Source organism: Citrobacter sp. Ce104 (assembly GCF_030334595.1).
In the GTDB taxonomy this organism is placed as follows: Bacteria; Pseudomonadota; Gammaproteobacteria; order Enterobacterales; family Enterobacteriaceae; genus Citrobacter; species Citrobacter europaeus.
In genome coordinates, this window is the sequence record NZ_JAOWDP010000070.1 from 61785 (window position 1) to 87303 (window position 25519).

Here is a 25519-nt window from a genome sequence, read left to right on the forward strand (position 1 = left end):
GAAATTTAAAAATAGGGTTTATAAATTACTATTCGGCGGAAAAAATTTAAATTTATTGCACTATGACCTTATCCTCACAGCAAGAACATCTGGAGCTGATCGCCCTCAACGATGCGATTGCATCGTTCAGCCGTTTATTCGCCAATACGGTGCGTTACCACCACTGGCATCAGTGTCTGGAAGTGCTGTATGTGGAAGAAGGCTTTGGCGTGGTCACGGTTGACCATAAGCAGTTCACCATGCGACCAGGACGGATGTTCTTTTTTCCGCCGTTTACCCTACACAAGATATGGGTCGACGAGCAGGCGCGGGATGGTTATCGGCGTACCATTATTCATCTCGATCAACATGCGGTGCTGAAGGTGCTACGCGACTTTCCGCACACTCAGCAGCATCTGCAAAATCTGAGCGTGCGCGGCAGCGAAGCATGGGTTGTCGACGCGGCGGATATCCACACCCATGTTGATTTTCTTTTCAGCCGTTATGAAAAAATGGCTGCACAGAAGCCGCTGAACACTGAGCAGGTTGCCTGTCTGTTAGTTAATTTATTCAGCCTGTTACCCGAAGATAACGGCAATATGCCAGAAATTAGCAGTGGAATTGCCAGTCAGGTAATGTTCTGGCTGGATGAGCATTACACCCACAAATTTAGTCTGGCGGCGCTGGCGCAGGAGCTGGGCAAATCAAAAAGCTATGTTTCCCGCCGCTTCCAGATGGAAACGGGCGAGAGCATTCTCGACTATCTCAATACTCTACGTCTGCGAAAAGCCTGTGAAGCGCTGCTACACAGTGAAATCAGCGTGCGGGAGATTGCGCAAAAGGTAGGATTTTCAGAGGTGACGTACTTTATCAGCGCCTTCGGCAAAGGCATTGGCGAGACGCCGCTGCAGTATCGCAAGCGGCATAAACAGTAACGCCGGATAAGGCGGTTTACGCCGCCATCCGGCATTCACGGTCAATTATCCTTCGAGATCCGCCAGGTCGCCTTTCTCCTGCAACCAGTTACGGCGATCTTCAGAACGCTTCTTGGCCAGCAGCATATCCATCATTGCGTTGGTACGCTGATCGTCTTCATCATCAATGATGAGCTGCACCAGGCGACGGGTGTTCGGATCCAGCGTGGTTTCACGCAACTGCATCGGGTTCATTTCGCCCAGACCTTTAAAGCGCTGCACGTTCGGCTTGCCTTTCTTGCGCTTTAACTGCTCCAGCACGCCCGCTTTCTCTTCTTCCGTCAGTGCGTAATACACCTCTTTACCAAGGTCGATACGGTATAACGGCGGCAGCGCCACGTAGACGTGACCGTGTTTCACCAGCGTGCGGAAGTGTTTCACAAACAATGCGCAAAGCAGCGTGGCGATGTGCAGACCATCGGAGTCCGCATCCGCCAGGATACAGATCTTGCCGTAGCGCAATTGGCTCAGATCGTCGCTGTCCGGATCGATGCCGATCGCCACCGAAATATCGTGAACTTCCTGCGAGGCCAGCACTTCATCGGAAGAAACTTCCCAGGTATTGAGGATCTTACCTTTCAGCGGCATGATCGCCTGATATTCACGATCGCGCGCCTGTTTTGCCGATCCGCCCGCCGAGTCACCTTCGACGAGGAACAGTTCGGTGCGATTGAGATCCTGAGCGGTACAGTCCGCCAGTTTCCCCGGCAGCGCCGGACCGCTGGTCAGCTTTTTACGCACCACTTTTTTCGCCGCACGCAAACGACGCTGGGCGCTGGAAATCGCCATCTCAGCCAGCAGTTCAGCCGACTGCACATTCTGGTTCAGCCACAGGCTGAAAGCATCTTTCACGACGCCAGAGACGAATGCCGCACACTGACGCGAAGAGAGGCGCTCTTTGGTTTGTCCGGCAAACTGCGGATCCTGCATTTTTACTGACAGCACGTAAGCACAGCGATCCCAGATATCTTCCGCCGACAGCTTCACGCCGCGCGGCAGGATATTGCGGTATTCACAGAACTCGCGCATCGCATCCAGCAGACCCTGACGCAGACCGTTAACGTGCGTACCGCCCTGCATAGTTGGGATCAGGTTCACATAGCTTTCGGTCAGCAGCTCGCCGCCTTCAGGCAGCCAGAGCAGCGCCCAGTCCACAGTTTCCGTCTCACCGCTAAAATTACCGATAAACGGTTTTTCAGGAAGCGTCGGCAGGCCATTCACCGCTTCGCTCAGATAGTCATTCAGACCATCCTGGTAGCACCAGCGCTGTTCGCTGTTATTGACCTCATCCTTGAAGGTGATCTCAACGCCCGGGCACAGCACCGCTTTAGCTTTCAGTACGTGCGTTAAGCGCGAAACGGAAAAGCGCGGGCTGTCAAAGAAGCTTTCATCCGGCCAGAAGTGCACGCTGGTTCCGGTATTGCGTTTACCGCAGGTACCGACAACCTGTAAATCCTGCACCTTATCGCCGTTCTCAAACGCGATGTTGTACACCTGCCCGTCACGGCGCACGTTCACTTCCACACGCTTCGACAGGGCGTTAACCACAGAGATCCCCACCCCATGCAAACCACCAGAGAACTGATAGTTCTTGTTGGAGAATTTACCGCCCGCGTGCAGACGACAGAGGATCAGCTCTACCGCCGGAACGCCTTCTTCAGGGTGAATGTCTACCGGCATGCCACGGCCATCATCAATAACTTCCAGAGACTGGTCGGCATGTAAGATCACGTCCACGCGTTTCGCGTGGCCCGCCAGTGCTTCATCCACACTGTTATCAATCACTTCCTGTCCAAGATGGTTCGGACGGGTGGTATCGGTGTACATCCCCGGGCGACGGCGTACCGGCTCAAGCCCAGTGAGTACCTCAATGGCATCAGCGTTATAAGTTTGCGTCATGGTTTAAATAAGCAATTCGAATTGATCGTCAGAAACTGTGCAGTCCAAGGAAATCGACAATCGGGTTGAAATAATCTTCGAAGCCCGTGAATGCGTGGTTTCCGCCCTCAATAACTGTCTGGCGGCAGGAGGCGTAATACGCCACCGCCTGGCGGTAGTCCAACACTTCATCGCCCGTTTGTTGAAGCAGCCAGATCAAATCCGGCGCTTCCAGCGGGTCAATCTGCATGACTTTAAGATCGTAAATATGGCGTGACTCTAGCACATATTGCTGCCCCGTGTAGGGGTTCTCGTTTTGACCGAGATAGTCGACCAGCAGTTCATAAGGTCGGACAGCAGGGTTCACTACCACCGCTGGCAGTATAAAACATTGCGACAGCCAGGTGGCGTAATAGCCTCCCAACGAGGAACCGACAATGCCCAGCGACTCTCCGCCATGTTCAAGAATGATCGATTCCAGCATCTCTGCGGCCTGGGCCGGATACGGCGGCAGTTGCGGTACGATCATCTCAACGTGCGGATGGTGCTCCGCCAGCCAGTTTTTCAGCAAGCACGCCTTCGCCGAGCGAGGAGAACTGTTAAATCCGTGAAGATAGAGAAGCGTAGACATCAGTAGCCTTCTGAAGCGGTATCAGGGTGGAAGCGATTACCCTGCAGACGACGTACCTGAGTCTGCAACGTCCCGTCAGCAAAAAGCTCCAGCGTCCGCCAGCCGGGGCTAATGGTATCTAACGTGAAGTTGGAACAGTGCGGCTTGAACTGCACGCAGGTCGACGGCGTCGCCAGCAGGCGGCGTCCGTTCCAGTTCAGATCCAGCTCCTGATGAATATGCCCGCACAACAGATATTTAGCGCGAGGATAATTCACCAGCACGTTATCCAGCTCTGCGGCATTACGCAGGCTATGCTGATCGAGCCAGCTACAGCCCGCAGGCAGAGGATGATGATGCAGAAGCAGTAAGGTATTGCGCTCAGGCGCATCGGCAAGTTTACGTTCCAGCCATTCGAGCTGAAATTCGCTTAACTCACCGTGTGGAACGCCGAACACCTGACTGTCGAGCAACAAGATTTGCCACTGCTCGCCAATGAAGACGCGTTTAGCGGGGGAAATCCCTGCATCCTGAAGCGCGCTGTACATTGCTGGCTGAAAATCGTGATTGCCCGGTAGCCAAACGCAGGGCGCACGAAAACTTGCGATGCCCTCAGCAAAATGCTGATAGGCCGCAGCGGATTGATCCTGCGCCAAATCCCCCGTCGCGACGATCAGATCGTACTCAGGAGACTCTGCATGTATTGCATCCAGTACGGATTGATAGCTATCCCAGGTGTTCACACCCAGCAGCGTTTCATGCTTTTCGGCAAACAGGTGAGTGTCTGTAATTTGTAAGATCCTGACTCTGGCCTCACCAGCCAAAGGAAGGGTTAACAGGCTTTCCAAATGGTGTCCTTAGGTTTCACGACGCTAATAAACCGGAATCGCCATCGCTCCATGTGCTAAACAGTACCGTAACCAGTCGGCCAGAAACTGATTAATTTGATGCTTTTCGTCGCGTTGATGCAACTTTTTATTTGGATAATCATACCGCGCTTTGAAGCGAAAGATCTGCTGACTCGAACACACTTCAGCCACCCTTGCGTCATGATACAGGCGCACAGTCAATGACGGCAGGCTCCAGTAAGTGACTGCCGGTGCCGTTTGTTCGATCGCGACAAGCGTAGTGTATCGGGTCGATTCAACGATCGTTAACCGATATTGTGCGTTTGCTACCTGATAGCTCACTGTTTCACCGGCTGCGTCATTACGCGGCAACAGGCGGCGCAATTGCGAATAGTTGGTTTCGCACAGGCGCATCATTTCAGGGAAGTCAGGTGTGTAACGCTTCATTTTTTCCACTCAGTTTTTAACTCTTGATAGTGCAGCTGTAACCATTGCAAGGCGATGACAGAAGCCGCGTTGTCGATTGTCCCCTCTTCTACCCATTGGTAAGCCTGCTCCCGACTCACCACATGAACACGAATATCTTCGTTTTCATCAGCCAGACCGTGGATCCCGCTCGCGGTCGTGGCGTCCACTTCGCCAACTAAAATAGACAGGCGCTCGCTGGTGCCGCCCGGGCTTGCCAGATAGCTCAGAACGGGCTTCGTGCGTTTAACGTCCAGCCCGGCCTCTTCCATCGCTTCACGTCGGGCAACATCCTCAACGGTTTCACCCTCTTCGATCATCCCGGCTACCATTTCCAGAAGCCACGGGCTTTCGCTGGTGTCAAACGCCGCGATGCGGATCTGCTCAACCAGCACAACTTCGTCCCGCTCAGGGTCAAAGGGTAGCAAGACTGCTGCGTGTCCGCGCTCAAAAATTTCGCGCTTTACCTCACCGCTCATACCGCCGTTAAACAGGCGATGGCGGAACCGATAAAGATCCAATGAAAAAAAACCGCGGTACAGCGTTTCTCGTGCAATAATTTCTACATCATTTTTAGTGAAAGTCATTGGCAAGTTGTCTGGTTTACGCATTGTGCTGTCCTGAAACCAATAGTGATTAAAATGTGAATTTCAAGGTCGTTTGACTGATGTTTGAACGCCCTTGTGTTAAATTGATGCAAATTAACGCCGTATGGCACGTAACGCCAACTTTTTGAAGTGGCGGATTCTGCTAGAATCAGCAAATATTTTTACAATTTGATCAGCGCTAAATACTGCTTCACAACAAGGAATGCAAATGAAGAAATTGCTCCCCATCCTTATCGGCCTGAGCCTGTCGGGGTTCAGTACTTTGAGCCAGGCAGAAAACCTGATGCAGGTTTATCAGCAAGCACGCCTGAGCAACCCGGAATTGCGTAAATCCGCCGCCGATCGCGATGCTGCATTCGAAAAAATTAACGAAGCGCGTAGCCCATTACTGCCGCAACTGGGTTTAGGTGCCGATTACACCTACAGCAATGGCTACCGTGATGCAAATGGCGTCAACTCCAACGCAACCAGCGCGTCATTACAATTGACTCAGACGCTGTTCGACATGTCTAAATGGCGCACCCTGACGCTGCAAGAAAAATCAGCCGGCATCCAGGACGTAACGTATCAGACCGATCAGCAAACGCTGATCCTGAATACCGCTACCGCTTATTTTAAAGTATTGAACGCGATTGACGTGCTGTCTTACACTCAGGCGCAAAAAGATGCGGTCTATCGTCAGTTAGATCAGACCACACAGCGTTTTAACGTTGGCCTGGTCGCCATCACTGACGTGCAAAACGCCCGTTCACAATACGATACCGTGCTGGCGAACGAAGTTACCGCGCGTAACAATCTGGATAACGCTGTGGAAGAGTTGCGTCAGGTAACCGGTAACTATTATCCGGAACTGGCATCTCTGAACGTTGATGGCTTTAAAACCAACAAACCGCAGGCGGTAAACGCACTGCTGAAAGAAGCAGAAAACCGCAACCTGTCATTATTGCAGGCGCGTTTGAGCCAGGATCTGGCGCGTGAGCAGATTCGTCAGGCGCAGGATGGTCACTTACCGACCCTGGATTTAACTGCCTCTACCGGCGTTTCTGATACCTCTTACAGTGGGTCTAAAACCCGTGGTGCAACTGGTTCCCAGTATGACGACAGCAACATGGGCCAGAACAAAATCGGTCTGAGCTTCTCGCTGCCGCTGTACCAGGGCGGAATGGTTAACTCGCAGGTGAAACAAGCGCAGTACAACTTTGTTGGCGCAAGCGAACAACTGGAAAGCGCGCACCGCAGCGTGGTGCAAACCGTGCGTTCTTCGTTCAACAACATTAATGCTTCCATCAGTAGCATTAACGCGTACAAACAAGCGGTTGTCTCTGCCCAAAGCTCTTTAGATGCGATGGAAGCTGGCTATTCCGTAGGTACCCGTACCATCGTGGATGTGTTGGATGCCACCACCACGCTGTACAACGCCAAGCAGCAACTGGCGAATGCGCGTTATACCTATCTTATTAATCAGCTTAACGTCAAATCTGCGCTCGGTACGCTGAACGAGCAGGATCTGGTGGCGCTGAACAATACGCTGGGTAAACCGATCCCAACTTCTCCGGATAGCGTGGCACCGCAAAATCCGCAGCAAGATGCCGCGGTGAATGACTTTAACAGCACGGGCAATATCCCTGCGGCTCAGCCAACGGCCGCACGTTCAACCAGCAGCAACGGCAACAACCCGTTCCGTAACTGATGCTGATGACGGGGCTTCGGCCCCGTCTGAACGTAAGACAACGTAAAGATCCGCCTCTTCTTCCGCATTCTCGCCTCTTCCCGCTTCAATTTCGACCAGTCATCCTCTATTCTGAGCAGAGTTACCACTGGGTCCTGGAAGACATAAATGAAACGGACAAAATCTATACATCACGCCTCGTTCCGCAAAAGCTGGAGCGCACGCCACCTGACTCCTGTCGCTTTGGCAGTTACCGCTGTGTTTATGCTCGCGGGCTGTGAAAAGAGTGACGAAACGGTTTCGCTTTATCAGAACGCGGACGACTGCTCTGCAGCTAATCCGGGTAAAAGCGCCGAATGTACCACCGCGTTTAACAATGCGCTGAAAGAAGCTGAACGCACCGCGCCAAAATACGCCACTCGCGAAGACTGTATCGCTGAATTTGGCGAAGGCCAGTGCCAGCAGGCACCTGCACAGGCAGGTATGGCGCCGACCGGTGAAGGTCAGGCTCAGGCGCAGAATCAAAGCAGCGGCAGCTTCTGGATGCCGCTGATGGCCGGTTATATGATGGGCCGCATGATGGGTGGCGGTATGGGCGCTCAGCAGCCGCTGTTCAGCTCGAAAAATCCGGCCAGCCCGGCATACGGCAAATATACGGATGCAGGCGGCAAAAACTACGGCGCAGCAACGCCGGGTCGCACCATGACCGTACCGAAAACCGCCATGGCGCCGAAACCGGCCACCACCTCTACCGTAACCCGCGGTGGATTTGGCGAATCTGTGGCTAAACAGAGCACCATGCAGCGTAGCGCAAGCGGTACCACCACACGTTCAATGGGCGGCTGACCGTCATGGAAAGAGTCAGTATTGTTGAGCGCCCGGACTGGCGCGATAAAGCCACCGAATACGGTTTCAACTTTCACACGATGTACGGCGAGCCGTACTGGTGTGAAGACGCGTACTACAAGCTCACGCTTGCTCAGGTCGAAAAGCTGGAAGAGGTCACCGCAGAGCTGCATCAGATGTGCCTCAAAGTGGTGGAACGGGTCATCGCCAGCGATGAGCTGATGACGAAGTTTCGCATTCCGAAGCATACCTGGGGCTTTGTCCGCCAGTCCTGGCAGACACAGCAACCGTCGCTCTACTCGCGCCTCGATCTGGCGTGGGACGGTACGGGTGAGCCTAAGCTTTTAGAAAACAACGCCGATACGCCAACCTCACTGTACGAAGCCGCGTTTTTCCAGTGGATCTGGCTGGAAGATCAGCTCAATGCAGGCAATCTGCCGGAAGGCAGCGATCAGTTCAATAGTTTGCAGGAAAAACTGATCGAGCGTTTCACCGAGCTGCGTGAGCAGTATGGTTTTCAACTGCTACATCTGACCTGCTGTCGCGATACGGTGGAAGATCGTGGTACGATCCAGTATCTGCAGGATTGCGCTGCCGAAGCTGAAATCGCCACTGAATTCCTTTATATCGAAGATATTGGCCTTGGTGAAAAAGGTCAGTTCACGGATATGCAGGACCAGGTTATTGCTAACCTGTTCAAGCTGTATCCGTGGGAATTCATGCTGCGTGAAATGTTCTCCACCAAGCTGGAAGATGCCGGTGTTCGCTGGCTGGAACCAGCCTGGAAGAGCATCATCTCCAACAAAGCGCTGTTACCGCTGTTGTGGGAAATGTTCCCTGATCATCCGAACCTGCTGCCTGCGTATTTCGCCGAAGATGACTATCCGCAGATGGAAAAATTCGTCGTCAAGCCGATCTTCTCGCGTGAAGGCGCTAACGTTTCCATTATCGAAAACGGTAAAACGATCGAAGCAGTGGAAGGACCGTACGGTGAAGAAGGTATGATCGTCCAGCAGTTCCATCAGCTACCGAAGTTTGGCGACAGCTATATGCTGATCGGCAGCTGGCTGATCAACGATCAACCAGCGGGTATCGGCATTCGCGAAGACCGCGCGTTGATCACGCAGGATCTCTCGCGTTTCTATCCGCATATTTTTGTCGAATGATCGAGAGTGCCGGGTAGCGGCTCCGCCTTACCCGGCCTTCAGCATGAACTTAATGCCCGATAAGCGCAGCGCCAGCGGGCATACTTCATCCGACCTGAACCGACAACATGCTCAAACTTCCCATCTCAATCCCATCAACAGGAATAGTCACCGGCTCTTTGCCATCCCACGCGCCGAGTACATACAGCAGCGGCAGATAGTGATCCGGCGTCGGGTTTGATAACGATCCACCTTCATGATCGAGATAGTTCACCAGTGGGTGCTGTTCAACCGGTCCCTGCCATGTCAGGTTTGCCTTAACATAATCATTGAATGAGGTTGCCCATGGATACGGCGTGTTTTCACCGTGCCAACGCGCAGTACGCAAGTTATGTACCACGTTACCGCTGGCTACCAGCATAATGCCCTCATCACGCAGCGCCGCCAGCTTGCGACCCATCTCAAAATGCCAGGCCGCGGGTTTAGTGCTGTCAATGCTCAGTTGCACCATCGGAATATCCGCATTCGGGTACATCTTGATCAGCACGCCCCATGAACCGTGATCAAAGCCCCACGCCTCTTTATCTAAAGTAACGGGCACCGGTGCCAGCAGGTCAACCAGATGCTGTGCCAGTTCAGGTGAACCGGGAGCCGGGTAATGGGTGTCATATAATGCTTGCGGAAAACCGCCAAAATCGTGGATCGTTTTAGGCGCTTCCATGGCCGTTACGCCCGTGCCACGAGTGAACCAATGCGCCGAGACCACCACAATGGCTTTCGGACGCGGCAACGTTTCCCCCAGTTGCTGCCAGGCACGGGTATAAACGTTATCTTCCAGAACATTCATCGGGCTACCGTGGCCCAAAAACAATGCTGGCATACGAGTTGAAGACATGATGATATCCTTACTGAGGGAGTCATTTTGATACCACCACAATACGCTTATTCGGTTGATGAAGAACTCAGATAACCATGATGAAGATCATCAGTTATTTTGACGATCTAATCCGCAAAGCAGATTGATAAGGAGTTTTATTTGTCGATGTCAGTACCTTTACTTCTGACTTTACTGGCAGGTGCCGCCACGTTTATCGGCGCATTTCTCGGCGTGTTAGGGCAAAAGCCCTCCAACCGCGTTCTCGCCTTTTCTTTAGGCTTCGCCGCCGGAATTATGTTACTGATCTCACTGATGGAGATGCTACCAGCTGCGCTGGCCGCAGAAGGCATGTCACCGGTATTAGGCTACGGAATGTTCATCGTTGGCTTACTGGGCTACTTTGGCCTGGACCGTCTATTGCCGCACGCGCACCCTCAGGATCTGGTACAGAAAACAACGCAGCCTCTGCCCGGCTCTATTAAACGAACCGCGATTTTATTAACGCTCGGCATCAGCCTGCACAACTTTCCGGAAGGGATCGCAACGTTTGTTACCGCCAGCAGCAACCTCGAGCTGGGCTTTGGTATTGCCCTTGCCGTCGCATTACACAATATTCCTGAAGGATTAGCCGTTGCGGGTCCGGTCTATGCAGCTACGGGATCCAAACGTACGGCGATATTCTGGGCCGGGATCTCGGGCATGGCGGAAATACTGGGCGGCGTACTGGCGTGGTTAATTCTGGGGAGCTTAATCTCACCGGTGGTGATGGCGGCAATAATGGCGGCAGTTGCAGGTATTATGGTGGCGCTGTCCGTCGATGAACTCATGCCGTTGGCAAAAGAGATCGACCCGAATAATAATCCCAGTTATGGGGTACTTTGCGGCATGTCGGTGATGGGGTTAAGTCTCGTCATCCTCCAGTCCATGGGAATCGGCTAATTCATAGGGCGGATGCCACCCTGCTAATTTACAGCATCCGCTCATCCATAGCAGAACGTGAAGGACTATTCCTGTTCCTTAACCGCGCTGTTATCCTCGCCAGAATGACGAAAGAGTTTGTTTCGCGCCTCGAGTAATGCATCCCGATCTTGCCGAAATGCCCGACAATAACGCTTCATATGGCAATAATAACCAACCGCAACGAGTGCAATTAATACAATCCAGTACCAGGCAATAAACATTCTTTTACCCTTAAAATTTAACATCATTAAACATTTAACGTTAAAATTTTACACAACCTTATTCTGACATACTCCTATAGTGGCATATTCCTCAAACAAATATATGATTTCGATCATATAAACCAGCAGCCATGCCAATAGCCAACGGCGTTACAAAAAATAGACCAATATTGATAAACCCATACTTCACAATAATAAATAAACCCTTAATCCAGGGTACACATACCATTCAAATATATAAAAATATTAGCACGTTAAATAATACACTCTGTCAAAACTAATGCGCCTGTCATCAAATTAGTTTTATCAATATGGTTTTGATTTCATCGACATCATAAGAACATGATAAAAATGGTATTTGCGAACGAATAACCTGCAACCAGATTGTTGCTATTGGTTATGAGCGCTGACTGGGGAGTGGGAGGTGGTCAAAGCCAAACAAACTGCAGAGTAAACCAAGGCAGAGGTCTGTAATCAGACTTCTGCTTTTCTCACAATAGCTATACAATTCAAGTGTTAGTGCTTCTTCGAGTTAAAAACATTTCACATATATATCCCCCTAACACCAACGATAATTTTTCCATATTGATATATTCTGATTTTCAGAAACATAGTGCATCCAACTCACATTTTTAAAAAAATATCTTTCTGCCCTTAATACAAGAAAACATAATAAACCATCACACATTCCGATTCTTAATACCAAAGCAAATATAATATTTATATTATATATGATTATTTAATTGGTAGCGCGTCAAATTCTGAATTCAGTACGAGCACGAACATTCTGGGAATATCTGATGATATAATTTTTTAAAAGGCCTCGTGCCTTAACTTGTATATCAAGGATATTTTCATCACTAAAGGAATGTATATGAAATCAGCAAATAAGGCGCTGTTAGCACTGGCCATCACCGCACTAACCTCCGGCTATGCCTTCGCCGATGTTGATGGCGGTAGCGGCAAAATCACCTTCACCGGTACTATCATCAATGCCCCATGCGCTATCCTGCCTGAAGATATTGATAAGCAGGTCGAACTGGGTGAAGTACCTGCCTCCTACATTAATGCTAACGGGCATTCTGATGCGGTAGATTCCAGCCTGCATTTAATCAACTGCGACCTGCCAAACTCAGACAACGGTAGCGGCGTAGCCGTGAGCAAAGTCGATGTCACCTTCAACAGCGACAGCGTTACAACGGAAGACACCAGCCTGCTAAGCAACACTTTCGCCAGCGGCGCGCAGAATGTTGGTGTACGTTTGCTCGATAAAACGAGTGCCAATATTACTCTGGGTACCGCAAAGACCATTGATTTAAGCGCAGGTTCTGCGACCCAAATTCTGCCCTTTATGGCCTATATGCAAAAAGTGGGCGCAACGGATGTCACCGTGGGCGCCGTCGCCGCAACGGCAACCTACAGACTTACCTATAAGTAAGCACGCAATGGTGGCCGGATGGCCACCATCTAACACTTGCATCGACTGGGTATAGGTAAGGATTGCCATGAATACCTGCAAGATTGCGGCCTGTGGATGTGGGTTGCTGTTGTCATTTTCCGCTCAGGCTGTCGAATTCAACCTGAACGTACTGGATAAATCCATGCGCAACAGTGTGGATCTCTCTTTGCTGAAAGAAGATTCCGCAATAGCTCCCGGAAGCTATTTTGTTACCGTTGCCGTAAATAAAAATCAAATCTCCTCAGGTCGTCAGATAAGCTGGGAAAAACAGGGGGAGAGCGTCGCCGCTTGTATTCCATCTGAACTCGCCGGGCAACTGGGATTAAAAGAAAATATTTTAGGTTCACTGCCTGTACAGCACGAGTGCGTCGATTTCACTGAGTACTCTGATATCACCTTTACCTTAGATATGGCGAATCAACGTCTGGATATCAGTATTCCTCAGTCGCTATTGGCCTGGAAATCAGAAAGCTGGATGCCGCCCTCAACCTGGGATCACGGCGTGAACGGTCTGCTGTTCGACTACAACCTGTTTGCCAGCACCTACCGTCCCAACTCAGGTGGAAGTACAGAAAACCTAAACTCCTATGGCACCGCGGGCCTGAACATGGGCGCATGGCGCTTGCGTAGCGATTATCAGGTCAGTCAAAACCGCAGCGACGAAAATACCGAAACAACGCGGAGTATTTCACGCACCTATCTTTTTCGTCCTCTCCCTTCGCTGCGCGCCAAACTCACTTTGGGGGAGACAGATTTAAGCTCCAATATCTTCGATGGTTTTTCCTATAATGGCGCGGCTATGGCGAGCGACGACCGTATGCTGCCATGGGAATTACGTGGCTACGCCCCACAAATCAGCGGGATCGCGCAAACCAATGCCACCGTCACCGTTAGCCACTCCGGTCGCGTGATTTATCAAACAAAAGTGGCCCCAGGCCCCTTTGTCATTACCGATCTTAATCAATCCGTACAGGGAACGCTGGACGTAAAAATCACCGAAGAAGATGGCCGCACCAACACGTTTCAGGTTTCTGCCGCCTCCACGCCTTTTCTGACTCGTGAAGGACAGGTCCGTTATAAAATCGCGGCGGGTCGTGCCCGCCCGGACATCTCGCATCACGTAATTGATGATACCTTCGTCAGCGGCGAAGCCTCATGGGGCATGTTATCCAATACCTCGCTGTATGGCGGGATCCTCGCGGCAGGCAGCGATTACCGCTCTGCGGCGTTAGGAATTGGGCAGAACATGCTGTGGCTGGGGGCCGTTTCCTTTGATGTTACGCATTCCAGCAGTACCTTCGATGACGGCCATGAAGAAAGTGGCCTCAGCTATCGACTGAACTACAGTAAACGCTTTGATGCGACCAACAGTCAGATTTCACTCGCTGCATATCGTTTCTCCGAGCGCGAATTTCATAGCTATGCCAACTTTGTCGCCCATCAATTCAATAATGCGGATACTCAGGACGAAAAGCAGACCGTAAGCATCTCTTTCAACCAGCCGATTGATCCGCTGCGGATGAACCTGTACGTCAGCGCACTGCGCCAGCAATGGTGGGATGGCGACAGCTCCACTACCGCGTCGGTGACCGCCGGTTTTAATTTCGATCTCGGTGACTGGAAAGGCTTATCGCTGTCGACATCCTTCAGTACAACGCACTACGAGGAGAGTGATAACGACAAGCAGTTTTACGTTTCGCTCTCCGTTCCTTTCGACTATGGTCGACGGTTGAATTACGACATGCGTAATAGCAGCAACACTACCAATACACTCTCGTGGAATGACTCCTCCGATCCACACAACACCTGGGGCGTATCAGCAGGAACCGCGACTGACAGGCCGAACAACGGCGCGCAGTTCAGGGGAAATTACCAACATACCACCCCTGCAGGAGAACTGCAGTTCTCCGGAAGCTATGCCGCCAGCGACTACACCTCTGCCAGCGCCAGCTGGAACGGCTCAATGACCGCGACGAGCAACGGCATCGCGTTACATCGCCGCAGCTTTGGCAATGAACCCAGAGTCATGGTCGGGGCCGACGGCGTTGCCGACATTCCTGTGCAGGGCGACAGCAACCGTACAAACCATTTTGGCTATGCCGTTGTGCCGATGATTTCCAGTTATCAGCCCTCAACCATCGCCGTCAATATGAACGATCTGCCTGACGGCGTTACCGTTGATGAAACGATCACCCGTCAGACCTGGACCGAAGGCGCCATTGGCTACAAATCACTGGTATCACGCTCAGGCAAAAATATTACCGTCGCTATCAGAATGGAAAATGGCGACTTCCCGCCACTCGGCGCGATCGTACGTCAAATTGAAAACAACGCAGAAGTAGGAATGGTCAGCGAAGATGGTCATGCCTGGCTTGGCGGTGTCGACAGTGGACAGCAGTTTACGGTGATGTGGGGTGACAAACAGACTTGCACCATCACTTTGCCAGACGCGCTGGATATCTCCACCCAGTATCTGATTTTACCTTGTCATTAATTAAGGATGAAAAATGGCATTATTCAAAGGATTACCAATTGTATTACTCGCCTTATCGCTCACCAGCCAGGCGGCAATTCAGCCTGACAGAACGCGGATTATCTTCAACGGCAACGATAAGGCCAGCAGTCTGAAAATTGAAAACCAGAGCAAGCAGTTACCTTATCTGGCTTACTCGTGGATTGAAGATGAAAAAGGTAATAAGGATGACTCTTTTTTAGTCGCCCTGCCCCCAATACAGCGGTTAAACCCTGGGGCAATTTCGCAGGTGAGAATTGTTAAGCAAGATAAAGCACGCTCGCTTCCTCAGGATCGGGAATCACTGTTTTACTTTAATGTTCGGGAAATTCCACCTGCACCAGAAAATAAAGGCAACAATGCCATCGTGCAGATGGCGCTGCAATCCCAGTTGAAATTATTCTGGCGTCCAGCGGCTTTGAAGAAAAAGCCGGGTACTGAAGTTGAACTTCAGCTCAAAGTTAGCCAACAGGGAAATACGCTGTTGGTTAATAATCCTACCGCCTACTACATTACGTTGGCTTTTTTTGGCAAAGACAGCAAAAGCCAATTGTCAGGCTTTAGCAGTAAAATGATTGCCCCTTTTTCCTCTGTCACATTAAATGCCGGCGGTTATAACGGAAATGCGTTCGCACTGGGATATATGGATGATTATGGCGGACTGCGCATGCTGAACGTGAAATGCCATGGTCAATGCGATCTTATCGTGCCGGAGGCCAGAAAATGATCCGCACGCTACGGTTATTTCTGCTGTTAATATTCATCGCACTCCCTTTTCGTTCAGCGCTGGCGGTTCACTGCTATCTGGGAGCCACCGGTGGTCCTGTTGAAGGTTATACCGCTATCGAGCCGTTTGCAGTCCCTAACAACGCCAAACCCGGGGACAAAATCTGGGAAAGCAACGATATAAAAATCCCCGTCTACTGCGATAACGCAACCTCCGAAAATGCTTATAGCAGCGAAAACGTCTACGCATGGGTCAATCCCTACACCTCAGTCAACGATACCTATTATCAACTGGGCGTCACCTATGAAGGCGTTGATTATGACGCCACGCAAGGCGCAGTGAGTATTGATACACATCAGTGCATTGATAATCAGAAGCTTAAGATCTATACCGCCGCGCAAATCAAAGCCAGTGGTTGGGAACATTATCTCTGTTCAGGTAATGCAGAAGATACGCACTATTCAAGAACGTTTATTGCCCGCATGCGCCTGTACGTAAAAGTGATTTCGATGCCCCCCCACGACTACGCCAGTAGCATCGGTGATTATATTCTGGTGCAGTTTGATGGTGTTGGTGGGATTAACGTCAGCCCGGATGCCTCGAACCTGAAATATCACGTCACCGGCTTAGATCAAATTCGCGTGCTGGACTGTAGCGTTAAATTCAATATTTTCCCGGAAAATCAGACTATTGATTTTGGTACCTTCAATAATATGGAGATTAACGCCAAAACGCTGACAAAAGCGTTCTCGATTAAAACAACCAAGAATCTGAATTCTGACAGTGGATGTACCGATACGTTTAAGGTTTCATCATCATTCTATACCACAGAAGAATTGGCAGAAAATGACACATCCTTAAGAATCGGCAATGGTTTACAATTAAAAATACGCAATACGGAAGATAATACGCTCTCAACCTATAACGCCTACTCTGAGTATGCCGAATTCGATACAGAATTACTGACCAGAGAGAAAAGTTATCAGGCTGAATTAAGTCAGGTGACTGGCGATACCGTAAAGACCGGCCCTTTCGAAACGGTGGTATTATTTAAAATTAACTACAACTAAGCGCAAAAAAGCCGATGACATTGCATCGGCTTTTTGCGTTTTACCCGTTCGTCTTGCGATTAGCTGGCTTTGCGCTCATGCGCCTGACGGTAGGCCACCAGATCTTCGATAGTAACCACCGCCATATTATGCTTGCCGGCAAATTCGATGCATTCTGGCGCACGCGCCATGGTGCCATCGTCGTTGGTCAGTTCGCACAGCACGCCTGCCGGTTTAAACCCTGCCAGCGTCATCAGGTCGATGGTTGCTTCAGTATGACCACCGCGGGTCAACACGCCGCCTGCCTGAGCACGCAGCGGGAAAACGTGCCCCGGACGGTTAAGATCGGAAGGTTTGGCGCCATCCTTAATTGCCGCACGCACCGTAGTCACACGGTCCGCAGCGGAAACACCGGTGGTCACGCCCTCTGCTGCTTCAATGGTCACGGTAAAACCGGTACCGTAGGCGCTGGTGTTATTTTCCACCATCATTGGCAGATCGAGCTGTTTGCGTCGGTCTTCAGTGATGCACAGGCATACAATACCGCTGCCGTGGCGGATGGTCAGCGCCATCTGTTCAACGGTCATTGTTTCTGCCGGGAAAATCATATCGCCTTCGTTTTCACGATCTTCGTCGTCAAGCACCATTACACCGCGTCCTTCACGCAGCGCAGACAGCGCATGTTCAACACGTTCGAAAGGCGTACCAAAAGAGGAAAGTAGCGTCTGATTCATGGTAAAAAAACCTCACTAAAATTATGGTTACCAGAATCAGGGCAGTCTTAGGAGTACCGTCTAAGCGGCAAAAAAATAACGTGAGCGGGTCCATGCCCGACTGGATCGTTACTCTCTCCCATCCGGACTCTAACCGTCGGCCCCGGAATTACACCGGATCTGCTGACCTTTTTGCCGTAACAAAAAGCGCTCGCGGGCTTTCAACATTCGTTGATTTACCGCCGGTGGGGAATTTCGCCCCGCCCTGAGAATAAGCGGGTTAACTATAACGCTATTGATTACCTTCATCAACGCCTTTGCTCGTCTTAGCTTCACACAATTCTGGTTTATGCCTGTGCCAGTTCGCACTACAATAGGCAGCAACACGTACCAGTTCAGGGAAACCACAATGATTGACCCGAAAAAAATTGAGCAGATTGCTCGTCAGGTTCACGAGTCGATGCCGAAAGGGATCCGCGAGTTTGGCGAAGACGTCGAGAAGAAAATTCGTCAAACGCTGCAGTCACAGCTAACCCGTCTGGATCTGGTAAGCCGTGAAGAGTTTGATGTACAGACTCAGGTTTTGCTGCGTACCCGTGAAAAACTGGCACTGCTTGAGCAACGTCTGACTGAGCTGGAGTCGCGTGAAAAAACGGCAGAAGTTAAGCCTGCCCCCGCGATCCCGCCAGTCGATCCGCAAGAGTAAAACGACAACGGGCCGCAAGGCCCGTTTTTCTGTTAGTGTTCCAGTTCTAGCTTCCTGGCCTCTGTAGCCTGCTGGCAGTACAGCGCATAGCGTTTGCAAAACCAGCTACGATGTTCTTCATCCATGTTCCCAGTTATCGCCTGGATATCAACGGGATGGCCCTCAGCCTGCATCCTGGCAAAACTACGGGCCAGGAAATCGAAATTGTTCATTGAATACATATTGCTGTTCATGAGCATACCCTCCAGTTATTGAATATCTGCTAAGGCCATATGCTTTTTCTAATTTCAGTATTTCCCTGGATACGAAGTTATTCTGTACATATTGTGCGCAAAAAAACCGCCTGCTTCACAGTTTCCTACGAAATCTAAGAGGGGGATGACCCCCTTTTCGGATTTAAGGTCAGGGTGACGCATGTTATTGTAACGACATGTAAAAGTAAGGGGTAAAACCATTACTTTTGATACTGACAGGGAACGCAGTAACAGGAGGAAACAACTTGGTATTATTCACGGATTACAACAGCCCCTACCTGTTTGCTATTTCATTTGTACTGCTGATTGGCCTACTGGAAATCATCTCTCTGATTTTTGGCCATTTTCTTTCAGGTGCGCTTGATGCTCACCTCGAACATTACGATGCCCTGACCTCCGGCAATATCGGCCAGGCGCTTCACTATCTCAATATCGGGCGGATCCCGGCGCTGATCGTACTGTGCTTACTCGCAGGCTTCTTTGGACTCTTCGGTATCCTCCTTCAGCATGGCTGGGTCACGCTGTGGCAAGCACCGCTCAGCAATCTGCTGCTGGCGCCGGTGAGCTTTATTTTTGCGGTCTTCGCCGTGCATTACAGCGGGAAAATTATCGCCCCCTGGCTGCCACGGGATGAAACCACCGCCCTCGCTGAAGATGAGTTTATCGGCAGCATGGCAATTATTACCGGCCATTCTGCGAGTGCCGGAACCCCATGCGAAGGCAAATTTACCGACAAGTTTGGGCAGACCCACTATGTGCTGCTGGAGCCTGAGGCGGGCAAAGAATTCAAAAAAGGAGACAAGGTGCTGATTATTTGCCGACTCTCTGCAACGCGTTACCTGGCCGAGCTAAACCCCTGGCCGACTGTTTTATAATTTTATACAGAGGGACCTTATAGATGGATGATGTTTTAGGCATGTTACCTTCATGGATGTTTACCGCCATTGTCGCGGTGATCGTCTTAGTAATTATCGGGATTATTTTTGCCCGCCTGTATCGCCGCGCGTCTGCTGAACAGGCGTTTGTGCGTACCGGCCTTGGCGGGCAAAAAGTGGTGATGAGCGGCGGCGCAATTGTCATGCCTATCTTCCACGAAATTATTCCTATCAACATGAACACCCTCAAACTTGAGGTGAGCCGTTCAACTGTCGACAGTCTCATCACCAAAGACCGTATGCGCGTGGATGTCGTCGTCGCCTTTTTCGTGCGTGTAAAACCGTCTGTGGAAGGTATTGCTACCGCCGCACAGACGCTGGGACAGCGTACGCTGTCACCAGAGGATTTACGTGTGCTAATAGAAGATAAGTTTGTCGATGCCCTGCGTGCCACTGCGTCGCAGATGACCATGCATGAACTGCAGGATACGCGTGAAAACTTCGTTCAGGGCGTACAAAATACCGTCGCGGAAGACCTGTCCAAAAACGGCCTGGAACTGGAGAGCGTTTCACTCACCAACTTTAACCAGACCGAAAAAGTGCATTTCAACCCCAATAACGCCTTTGATGCCGAGGGTCTGACCAAACTGACCCAGGAAACGGAACGTCGTCGTCGCGAACGTAACGAAGTCGAGCAGGACGTAGAAGTTGCCGTTCGAGAGAAAAACCGTGATGCGCTGTCGCGCAAGCTGGAGATCGAACAGCAGGAAGCCTTCATGACGCTCGAGCAGGAGCAGCAGGTGAAAACCCGCACGGCCGAGCAAAACGCCAAAATTGCCGCCTTTGAAGCCGAACGTCATCGTGAAGCTGAACAGACGCGTATCCTTGCTGAACGCCAGATTCAGGAAACAGAAATCGAGCGCGAACAGGCGGTGCGTTCAAGAAAAGTCGAGGCCGAGCGTGAAGTTCGCATCAAAGAGATCGAACAGCAGCAGGCAACGGAGATCGCCAACCAGACCAAGTCCATCGCTATTGCCGCCAAGTCCGAACAGCAGTCTCAGGCTGAAGCACGCGCTAACGATGCGCTGGCCGAAGCGGTTCGCGCCCAGCAAAACGTAGAAACCACCCGTCAGACTGCAGAAGCGGATCGTGCCAAACAGGTGGCGTTGATTGCCGCCGCGCAGGATGCGGAAACACAGGCCGTTGAGCTAACCGTACGTGCGAAAGCGGAGAAAGAAGCGGCAGAATTACAGGCCGCCGCGATTGTTGAACTGGCTGAAGCCACGCGGAAAAAAGGTCTGGCGGAAGCAGAAGCACAACGCGCGCTGAACGATGCCATCAACGTGCTTTCCGACGAACAGACCAGTCTGAAATTTAAGCTGGCCCTGCTGCAGTCCCTGCCAGCAGTCATTGAGAAATCCGTTGAGCCAATGAAGTCTATCGATGGGATCAAGATTATTCAGGTTGATGGTCTCAATCGCGGCGGTGCAGTCGGTGAAGTGACCGCAGGTAACGTAAACGGTGGGAATCTGGCGGAGCAAGCATTATCCGCAGCTCTTGCCTATCGTACACAAGCGCCGCTGATTGACTCGCTGTTAAATGAAATTGGTTTGTCCGGCGGTTCGCTGTCGGCGCTGGCCGATCCGCTGAAAAACAGCCCACAGCCTGTTGAGAAAACGACTGAAGAATAAGATATAGAATTGCCGGATGGCAACGCTGACGCGTTTTATCCGCCATCCGGCAAACTTTCCAGGTGTTACTTATCGCTGTCTTTCTGGATCTTCTTGATGATATTGGTCGTTGAGCAGCCATCTTCGAAGTTCAGCACCAGCACTTCACCGCCGTTCGCCCACACCTCTTCGCTGCCCGCAATATCTTCCGGCTTATAGTCGCCGCCTTTGACCAGCAGATCCGGCAGGATGCCGGCAATCAGACGCTGCGGCGTATCTTCTTCAAAAGAAACCACCCAGTCGACGGACTCCAGCGCGCCCAGCACGATCATACGCTGTTCCAGCGGATTGACCGGGCGAGATTCGCCTTTCAGACGTTTGGTCGAAGCATCGCTGTTTACCGCTACGATCAGGCGATCGCCCAGCTTGCGCGCATTCGCCAGATAGGAAACGTGGCCCGCATGCAGGATGTCGAACACGCCGTTGGTCATCACCACTTTCTCACCGCGCTTGCGGGCGCTGGCAACGGCCTGTTTCAGCTCAGATTCGCTCATCACGCCAAAGCCAGTATCGGCCCGACCGCGCACGGCGTTTTCCAGTTCAATAGGAGAAACGGTGGAGGTCCCCAGCTTACCGACGACTACGCCTGCTGCGGCGTTAGCAAAATAGCACGCTTCTTCCAGGGTGTTACCCGCCGCCAGCGTCGCCGCCAGCACGCCAATAACCGTATCGCCCGCACCGGTCACGTCATACACTTCCTGCGCCTGCGTCGGCATATGCAGCGGCGATTTGCCCGGTTGCAGCAGCGTCATCCCCTGTTCGGAGCGCGTGATCAGCAGTGCGGAAAGGTCAAAATCCGCAATCACTTTCATGCCGCGCTCAACCAGTTCATCTTCGCTTTTGCACTTGCCCGCTACCGCTTCAAACTCAGACAGGTTCGGCGTCAGCAGCGTTGCGCCACGGTAGCGTTCAAAATCGGTCCCTTTAGGATCGATAAGCACCGGCACCCCAGCCTTCCGCGCCAGCGCAATCATCTGCTGCACGCTTGCCAGCGCGCCTTTGGCATAGTCGGAGAGTACCAGTGCGCCGATAGACCCCAGCGCCTGGTTAATACGCTCGTGCAGCGGCTGCGGATCCACACCTTCAAAACCTTCTTCGAAATCCAGGCGAATCAGCTGCTGGTTGCGGGAAAGCACGCGCAGTTTGGTGATCGTTGGATGGGTCGGCACGGACACGAAATCGCATTTTACGTTCACATCCGCCAGCGTTTTGCTCAGCGCACGCGCCGCGTCGTCAATACCGGTCAGGCCCACCAGACGCGAATTCGCTCCCAGAGAGGCAATGTTCATCGCCACGTTTGCTGCGCCACCGGGACGTTCTTCGATGGTATCAACCTTCACCACCGGAACCGGCGCTTCAGGTGAAATACGGCTGGTTGGACCGTACCAGTAGCGATCCAGCATCACATCACCGACAACCATGACTCCTGCACGTTCAAACTCTGGCAGCGTTACTTTCATTCCTGTCTCCTGAGAGATTCTCTGAGGGTCTTAAAATTTGCGCGCGATAATAGCACACTTCACTCAGCAACCAGCCACTTCTGCCAGCTGTCACGCACCAGCGTACGTTCAGCGTCGAAGTGCTCCGGCGCCACATGGCCCGGAAGTTCCTGCAACGCAAGATGGTGAAGTTCATCGCGCAGCGTCGTATAAGCACGGGTAAGCGCCAGCGCTTCCTGCTCATCCATAATGTCGTTTTGCGCCAGTAACTCCAGAATGCGCACGTTATCCGACCAGCGCGTCAGCTTCGGTTTTTCATGCGCATAGCGCAACACCAGATATTGCGTAATAAACTCAATGTCGGTGATACCGCCTTCATCCGCTTTAATATCAAAACGATCGCGATACTTATTGCCCAAATGGGCACGCATTTTCTCACGCATTTCGCGCACGTCGGTCTGCAAGGTTTTGCCATCGCGAACGAGGGTCATGATATCGCGACGAATCGCATCGAACTGAGAGGTCAACCGCGGGTCGCCGTATACCACGCGCGCACGTACCAGCGCCTGATGTTCCCATGTCCAGGCTTCGTTGCGCTGGTAATCGGCGAAGGCGTCGGTTGATGTCACCAGCATTCCCGCCGCGCCAGACGGACGCAGGCGCGCATCCACTTCGTACAAAATACCGGACGAGGTACGGGTGCTGAAAAGGTGCATAATGCGCTGCGACAAACGCAGATAGAACTGTCGCCCGTCAATCTCACGCTCACCGTCCGTCATCACGTCCATCGGACAGTCATGCAGGAAGATCAAATCGAGATCCGAGCTGTATCCCAACTCCCAGCCGCCCAGCTTGCCATAACCGACGACGGCAAAACCGCGCCCCTCGCGTTCGCTAAGATGAGTGGGTTGCCCGTAGCGAGCAACCATCTGCATCCACGCTTGCTGGACTACCGCATCAATAATAGCTTCCGCCAGCCAGGTTAGGTGATCGCTTACCTTCATCACCGGCAGCGTTCCGGCGATATCAGCCGCGGCAATACGCAACAACTGCGTTTGCTTAAACTGCCGCAGCGCTTCCAGTTGCTGCTCTTCGTCATCTTCCGGCACGCGCAGCAAATACTGGCGTAACTCATCACGGTAGGCGTCCGTCGCGGTGGGTTGATACAGGGTGTTCGGATCCAGCAGTTCATCGAGCAACAGCGGATACCGCGCCAGCTGGCTGGCGATCATCGGCGAGGCGGCACAGAGCGAAATCAGGTGCTTCAGCGCTCCGGGGAATTCGCTCAGCAGCTCCAGATAGGTCGTGCGGGTCACAATACCCACCAGCAGCGGTGTAATGCGCGACAGCGGTACCGAGGCGTCGTCACGCGAACAGACATCGCTCAGCAGATGCGGCATTAAATGATCCAACACCTGCCGTCCGCGTGGGCCAATGGTGCGTTTATCCAGCTCTTTGCGGAAATCAGCAATCAGAGACAGCACGCGCCGGCGATCGTCATCAGCCAGATGCGTCAGCACCGGCGTGGTGTCATCTTCCTGTAATGCGTCCTGCCACAGTTCGCGCCATTGTTCTGAGAGCGACTCTTCCTGGGTTTCAGCTTCGTCATCGCCAATCAGCTCGTTAAATACCCGGCGCACGTTGTTCATATGATTTGCCAGCACATCGGTTAACTGCTGCCAGTCATCGACGTTCATTCCCCACGCCAGCCGCGCGCGATTCAGTTCATCGCCAGGAAGCGTTTGGGTCTGTTCATCATTGATGCTTTGCAGCAGGTTTTCGAGGCGGCGTAAATAGAGATAGGCTGCTCGCAGTTGTTCCGCATCGGTATCAGACAGCAGGTGCAGCGCCTTGATGGCGCTAAGCGTCGGTAACAGCGAGCGGGATTGCAGCGACGGCTCGCGCCCACCGCGAATCAGTTGGAATACCTGTACGATAAATTCGATTTCACGAATGCCGCCCGCCCCCAGCTTGATGTTGTCTTTCAGGCCACGGCGGCGCACTTCTCGGGCAATCATCCCTTTCATGTTACGCAGAGACTGGATCACGCTAAAATCAATATAGCGGCGGAAGACAAAAGGTCGCAGCATAGCGCGAAGCTCGCTGACGTAAGTGCCATCGGAATCGCCCATAATGCGGGCTTTGACCATCGCATAGCGTTCCCAGTCGCGCCCTTGTTCCTGGTAATAATCCTCCAGCGCGGAGAAGCTCAGCACCAGCGGGCCGCTGTCGCCAAACGGACGTAAGCGCATATCCACTCGATAAACAAACCCATCCATTGTGGGCTGATCCAGCACTTTGATGAGCCGCTGGCCCATACGGGTAAAGAACTGCGCGTTATCCAGTTCGCGACGCCCACCCTGCGTACTGCCGTGCTCCGGCCAGGCAAAAATCAGGTCAATATCAGAGGAAAAATTCAGCTCGCCGCCGCCCAGTTTCCCCATGCCTAAAATCAGCAGCGGCTGCGCAACGCCTTCAGGATTACAGGGCGTTCCCCACTCGCGACAGCAGGCGGCGTATAACCAGTCGCGCGCGGCGACGATCAGCGTTTCAGCCAGATGGCTTAACTGCTGCAAAATACTCTCTTCCGCCACCAGCGACAGCGTCTGCGCCCAGGCGATACGCACCATGATGTGACGGCGAAACAGGCGTAGCTCGCGCATCAGCGTGTTTTCATCGCTGACGTCGGCCAATGCTTGCTGTAACCAGTCGGCATAGTGTTGCCATTCATCCGCCTGAGGGGGCGCGCTTTCCAGATCTACCAGCCATTCGGGATGGGCAATAATGCTGTCGCGGACAAAATCACTGAATGTAAGCACTGACTTCGCCTGCACGCTAAGCGAGGACTCAGATATTTCTGCTGGCAGCCGCTCCACAACGGTCGGCCAGTACTGCTGTAACGGTGAAGAGAGCTGCTTCATTTATGGACATCCTTTGCGTATTGAGGCCCAAGGTATGGCCTTATAGGCCTGATA

Annotated in this window: 23 protein-coding genes and 1 riboswitch; of the genes, 12 read left to right on the forward strand and 11 right to left on the reverse strand. The window is 52.1% G+C overall.

Going from position 1 to position 25519, the window contains the following annotated elements:
* Positions 1-62: 62 nt before the first annotated feature.
* Positions 63-914 (forward strand): helix-turn-helix transcriptional regulator, encoded by an 852-nt coding sequence (locus OGW16_RS26055; protein WP_043017639.1) that lies wholly within the window; start codon positions 63-65, stop codon positions 912-914.
* A 45-nt stretch (positions 915-959) separates the two neighbouring features.
* Here the strand turns inward: OGW16_RS26055 and parE are convergent, their stop codons facing one another.
* Genes parE through nudF form a run of 5 tightly spaced genes read right to left on the reverse strand, consistent with a single transcriptional unit; the run spans position 960 to position 5365 of the window.
* Entirely contained in the window at positions 960-2852 is a 1893-nt protein-coding gene (gene parE / locus OGW16_RS26060; protein ID WP_003024571.1) for a DNA topoisomerase IV subunit B, read from the reverse strand.
* A gap of 28 nt (positions 2853-2880) precedes the next feature.
* Positions 2881-3462, reverse strand: a complete 582-nt coding sequence (yqiA, locus tag OGW16_RS26065) for an esterase YqiA (protein WP_043017640.1) — start codon at positions 3460-3462, stop codon at positions 2881-2883.
* Entirely contained in the window at positions 3462-4289 is an 828-nt protein-coding gene (cpdA, locus tag OGW16_RS26070; protein WP_043017641.1) for a 3',5'-cyclic-AMP phosphodiesterase, read from the reverse strand. Before cpdA ends, yqiA begins: the two co-directional genes overlap by 1 nt.
* A 24-nt stretch (positions 4290-4313) precedes the next feature.
* Positions 4314-4736, reverse strand: coding sequence for a DUF1249 family protein (locus OGW16_RS26075; protein WP_003024582.1), 423 nt, complete (start codon positions 4734-4736; stop codon positions 4314-4316).
* On the reverse strand, positions 4733-5365 hold the full coding sequence (nudF, locus tag OGW16_RS26080; protein WP_043017642.1) for an ADP-ribose diphosphatase: 633 nt from the start codon (positions 5363-5365) through the stop codon (positions 4733-4735). The genes OGW16_RS26075 and nudF overlap by 4 nt, the downstream gene beginning before the upstream one ends.
* A gap of 205 nt (positions 5366-5570) precedes the next feature.
* On the opposite strand from nudF, the gene tolC reads away from it, so the two are divergent.
* The 3 genes from tolC to OGW16_RS26095 all read left to right on the forward strand — a co-directional run bounded on the left by tolC (position 5571) and on the right by OGW16_RS26095 (position 9043).
* Complete coding sequence (gene tolC / locus OGW16_RS26085; RefSeq protein ID WP_286519330.1) at positions 5571-7052, forward strand: outer membrane channel protein TolC; 1482 nt, start codon at positions 5571-5573, stop codon at positions 7050-7052.
* 147 nt (positions 7053-7199) lie between these two features.
* Positions 7200-7877, forward strand: a complete 678-nt coding sequence (locus OGW16_RS26090) for a DUF1190 family protein (RefSeq protein ID WP_016154521.1) — start codon at positions 7200-7202, stop codon at positions 7875-7877.
* Between the two features lie 5 nt (positions 7878-7882).
* Positions 7883-9043, forward strand: a complete 1161-nt coding sequence (locus OGW16_RS26095; protein WP_100194853.1) for a glutathionylspermidine synthase family protein — start codon at positions 7883-7885, stop codon at positions 9041-9043.
* A gap of 85 nt (positions 9044-9128) precedes the next feature.
* Here the strand turns inward: OGW16_RS26095 and ygiD are convergent, their stop codons facing one another.
* Positions 9129-9917 (reverse strand): 4,5-DOPA-extradiol-dioxygenase, encoded by a 789-nt coding sequence (ygiD, locus tag OGW16_RS26100; RefSeq protein ID WP_043017645.1) that lies wholly within the window; start codon positions 9915-9917, stop codon positions 9129-9131.
* A 147-nt stretch (positions 9918-10064) separates the two neighbouring features.
* On the opposite strand from ygiD, the gene zupT reads away from it, so the two are divergent.
* Positions 10065-10838: a zinc transporter ZupT gene (zupT, locus tag OGW16_RS26105; protein ID WP_003024600.1), complete on the forward strand. Its 774-nt coding sequence runs from the start codon at positions 10065-10067 to the stop codon at positions 10836-10838.
* Between the two features lie 65 nt (positions 10839-10903).
* Here zupT and OGW16_RS26110 read toward each other — a convergent pair whose 3' ends face one another.
* Positions 10904-11080 (reverse strand): hypothetical protein, encoded by a 177-nt coding sequence (locus OGW16_RS26110; RefSeq protein ID WP_072033368.1) that lies wholly within the window; start codon positions 11078-11080, stop codon positions 10904-10906.
* An 874-nt stretch (positions 11081-11954) separates the two neighbouring features.
* Here OGW16_RS26110 and OGW16_RS26115 point away from each other — a divergent pair.
* The 4 genes from OGW16_RS26115 (at position 11955) to OGW16_RS26130 (ending at position 16848) form a co-directional block, all read left to right on the forward strand.
* On the forward strand, positions 11955-12518 hold the full coding sequence (locus tag OGW16_RS26115; RefSeq protein ID WP_087051986.1) for a fimbrial protein: 564 nt from the start codon (positions 11955-11957) through the stop codon (positions 12516-12518).
* 67 nt (positions 12519-12585) lie between these two features.
* Positions 12586-15033 (forward strand): fimbria/pilus outer membrane usher protein, encoded by a 2448-nt coding sequence (locus OGW16_RS26120; RefSeq protein ID WP_286519331.1) that lies wholly within the window; start codon positions 12586-12588, stop codon positions 15031-15033.
* A gap of 13 nt (positions 15034-15046) precedes the next feature.
* A complete protein-coding gene (locus OGW16_RS26125) occupies positions 15047-15778 on the forward strand; it encodes a fimbrial biogenesis chaperone (protein ID WP_075145618.1) in 732 nt (243 codons plus the stop codon).
* Positions 15775-16848 (forward strand): fimbrial protein, encoded by a 1074-nt coding sequence (locus OGW16_RS26130; protein ID WP_047408556.1) that lies wholly within the window; start codon positions 15775-15777, stop codon positions 16846-16848. The genes OGW16_RS26125 and OGW16_RS26130 overlap by 4 nt, the downstream gene beginning before the upstream one ends.
* Before the next feature lie 59 nt (positions 16849-16907).
* Here OGW16_RS26130 and ribB read toward each other — a convergent pair whose 3' ends face one another.
* Positions 16908-17561 carry a 3,4-dihydroxy-2-butanone-4-phosphate synthase gene (ribB, locus tag OGW16_RS26135; RefSeq protein ID WP_003828424.1) on the reverse strand — a complete coding sequence of 218 codons (654 nt, stop codon included), beginning with the start codon at positions 17559-17561 and terminating at the stop codon, positions 16908-16910.
* Positions 17562-17667: 106 nt separating this feature from the next.
* Positions 17668-17817: riboswitch (FMN riboswitch) on the reverse strand.
* A 132-nt stretch (positions 17818-17949) separates the two neighbouring features.
* Between ribB and ubiK the strand changes: the two genes are divergently transcribed.
* Complete coding sequence (gene ubiK / locus OGW16_RS26140) at positions 17950-18246, forward strand: ubiquinone biosynthesis accessory factor UbiK (protein ID WP_032940759.1); 297 nt, start codon at positions 17950-17952, stop codon at positions 18244-18246.
* Between the two features lie 32 nt (positions 18247-18278).
* Here the strand turns inward: ubiK and glgS are convergent, their stop codons facing one another.
* A complete protein-coding gene (gene glgS, locus OGW16_RS26145) occupies positions 18279-18485 on the reverse strand; it encodes a cell surface composition regulator GlgS (RefSeq protein WP_019077704.1) in 207 nt (68 codons plus the stop codon).
* Positions 18486-18745: 260 nt separating this feature from the next.
* Here glgS and OGW16_RS26150 point away from each other — a divergent pair, with 260 nt between their 5' ends.
* Together OGW16_RS26150 and OGW16_RS26155 are read left to right on the forward strand one after the other, a co-directional pair.
* Positions 18746-19375, forward strand: a complete 630-nt coding sequence (locus OGW16_RS26150; protein ID WP_047408545.1) for an OB-fold-containig protein — start codon at positions 18746-18748, stop codon at positions 19373-19375.
* Between the two features lie 23 nt (positions 19376-19398).
* Positions 19399-21066 carry a flotillin family protein gene (locus OGW16_RS26155; RefSeq protein WP_075145616.1) on the forward strand — a complete coding sequence of 556 codons (1668 nt, stop codon included), beginning with the start codon at positions 19399-19401 and terminating at the stop codon, positions 21064-21066.
* Positions 21067-21131: 65 nt separating this feature from the next.
* On the opposite strand, the gene hldE is transcribed toward OGW16_RS26155, so the two are convergent.
* Complete coding sequence (gene hldE / locus OGW16_RS26160; protein ID WP_043017653.1) at positions 21132-22565, reverse strand: bifunctional D-glycero-beta-D-manno-heptose-7-phosphate kinase/D-glycero-beta-D-manno-heptose 1-phosphate adenylyltransferase HldE; 1434 nt, start codon at positions 22563-22565, stop codon at positions 21132-21134.
* 59 nt (positions 22566-22624) lie between these two features.
* The gene (gene glnE, locus OGW16_RS26165) at positions 22625-25465 is read right to left on the reverse strand and encodes a bifunctional [glutamate--ammonia ligase]-adenylyl-L-tyrosine phosphorylase/[glutamate--ammonia-ligase] adenylyltransferase (RefSeq protein WP_286519337.1); all 2841 of its coding nucleotides are present in this window, start codon (positions 25463-25465) and stop codon (positions 22625-22627) included.
* Between the last annotated feature and the right edge of the window lie 54 nt (positions 25466-25519).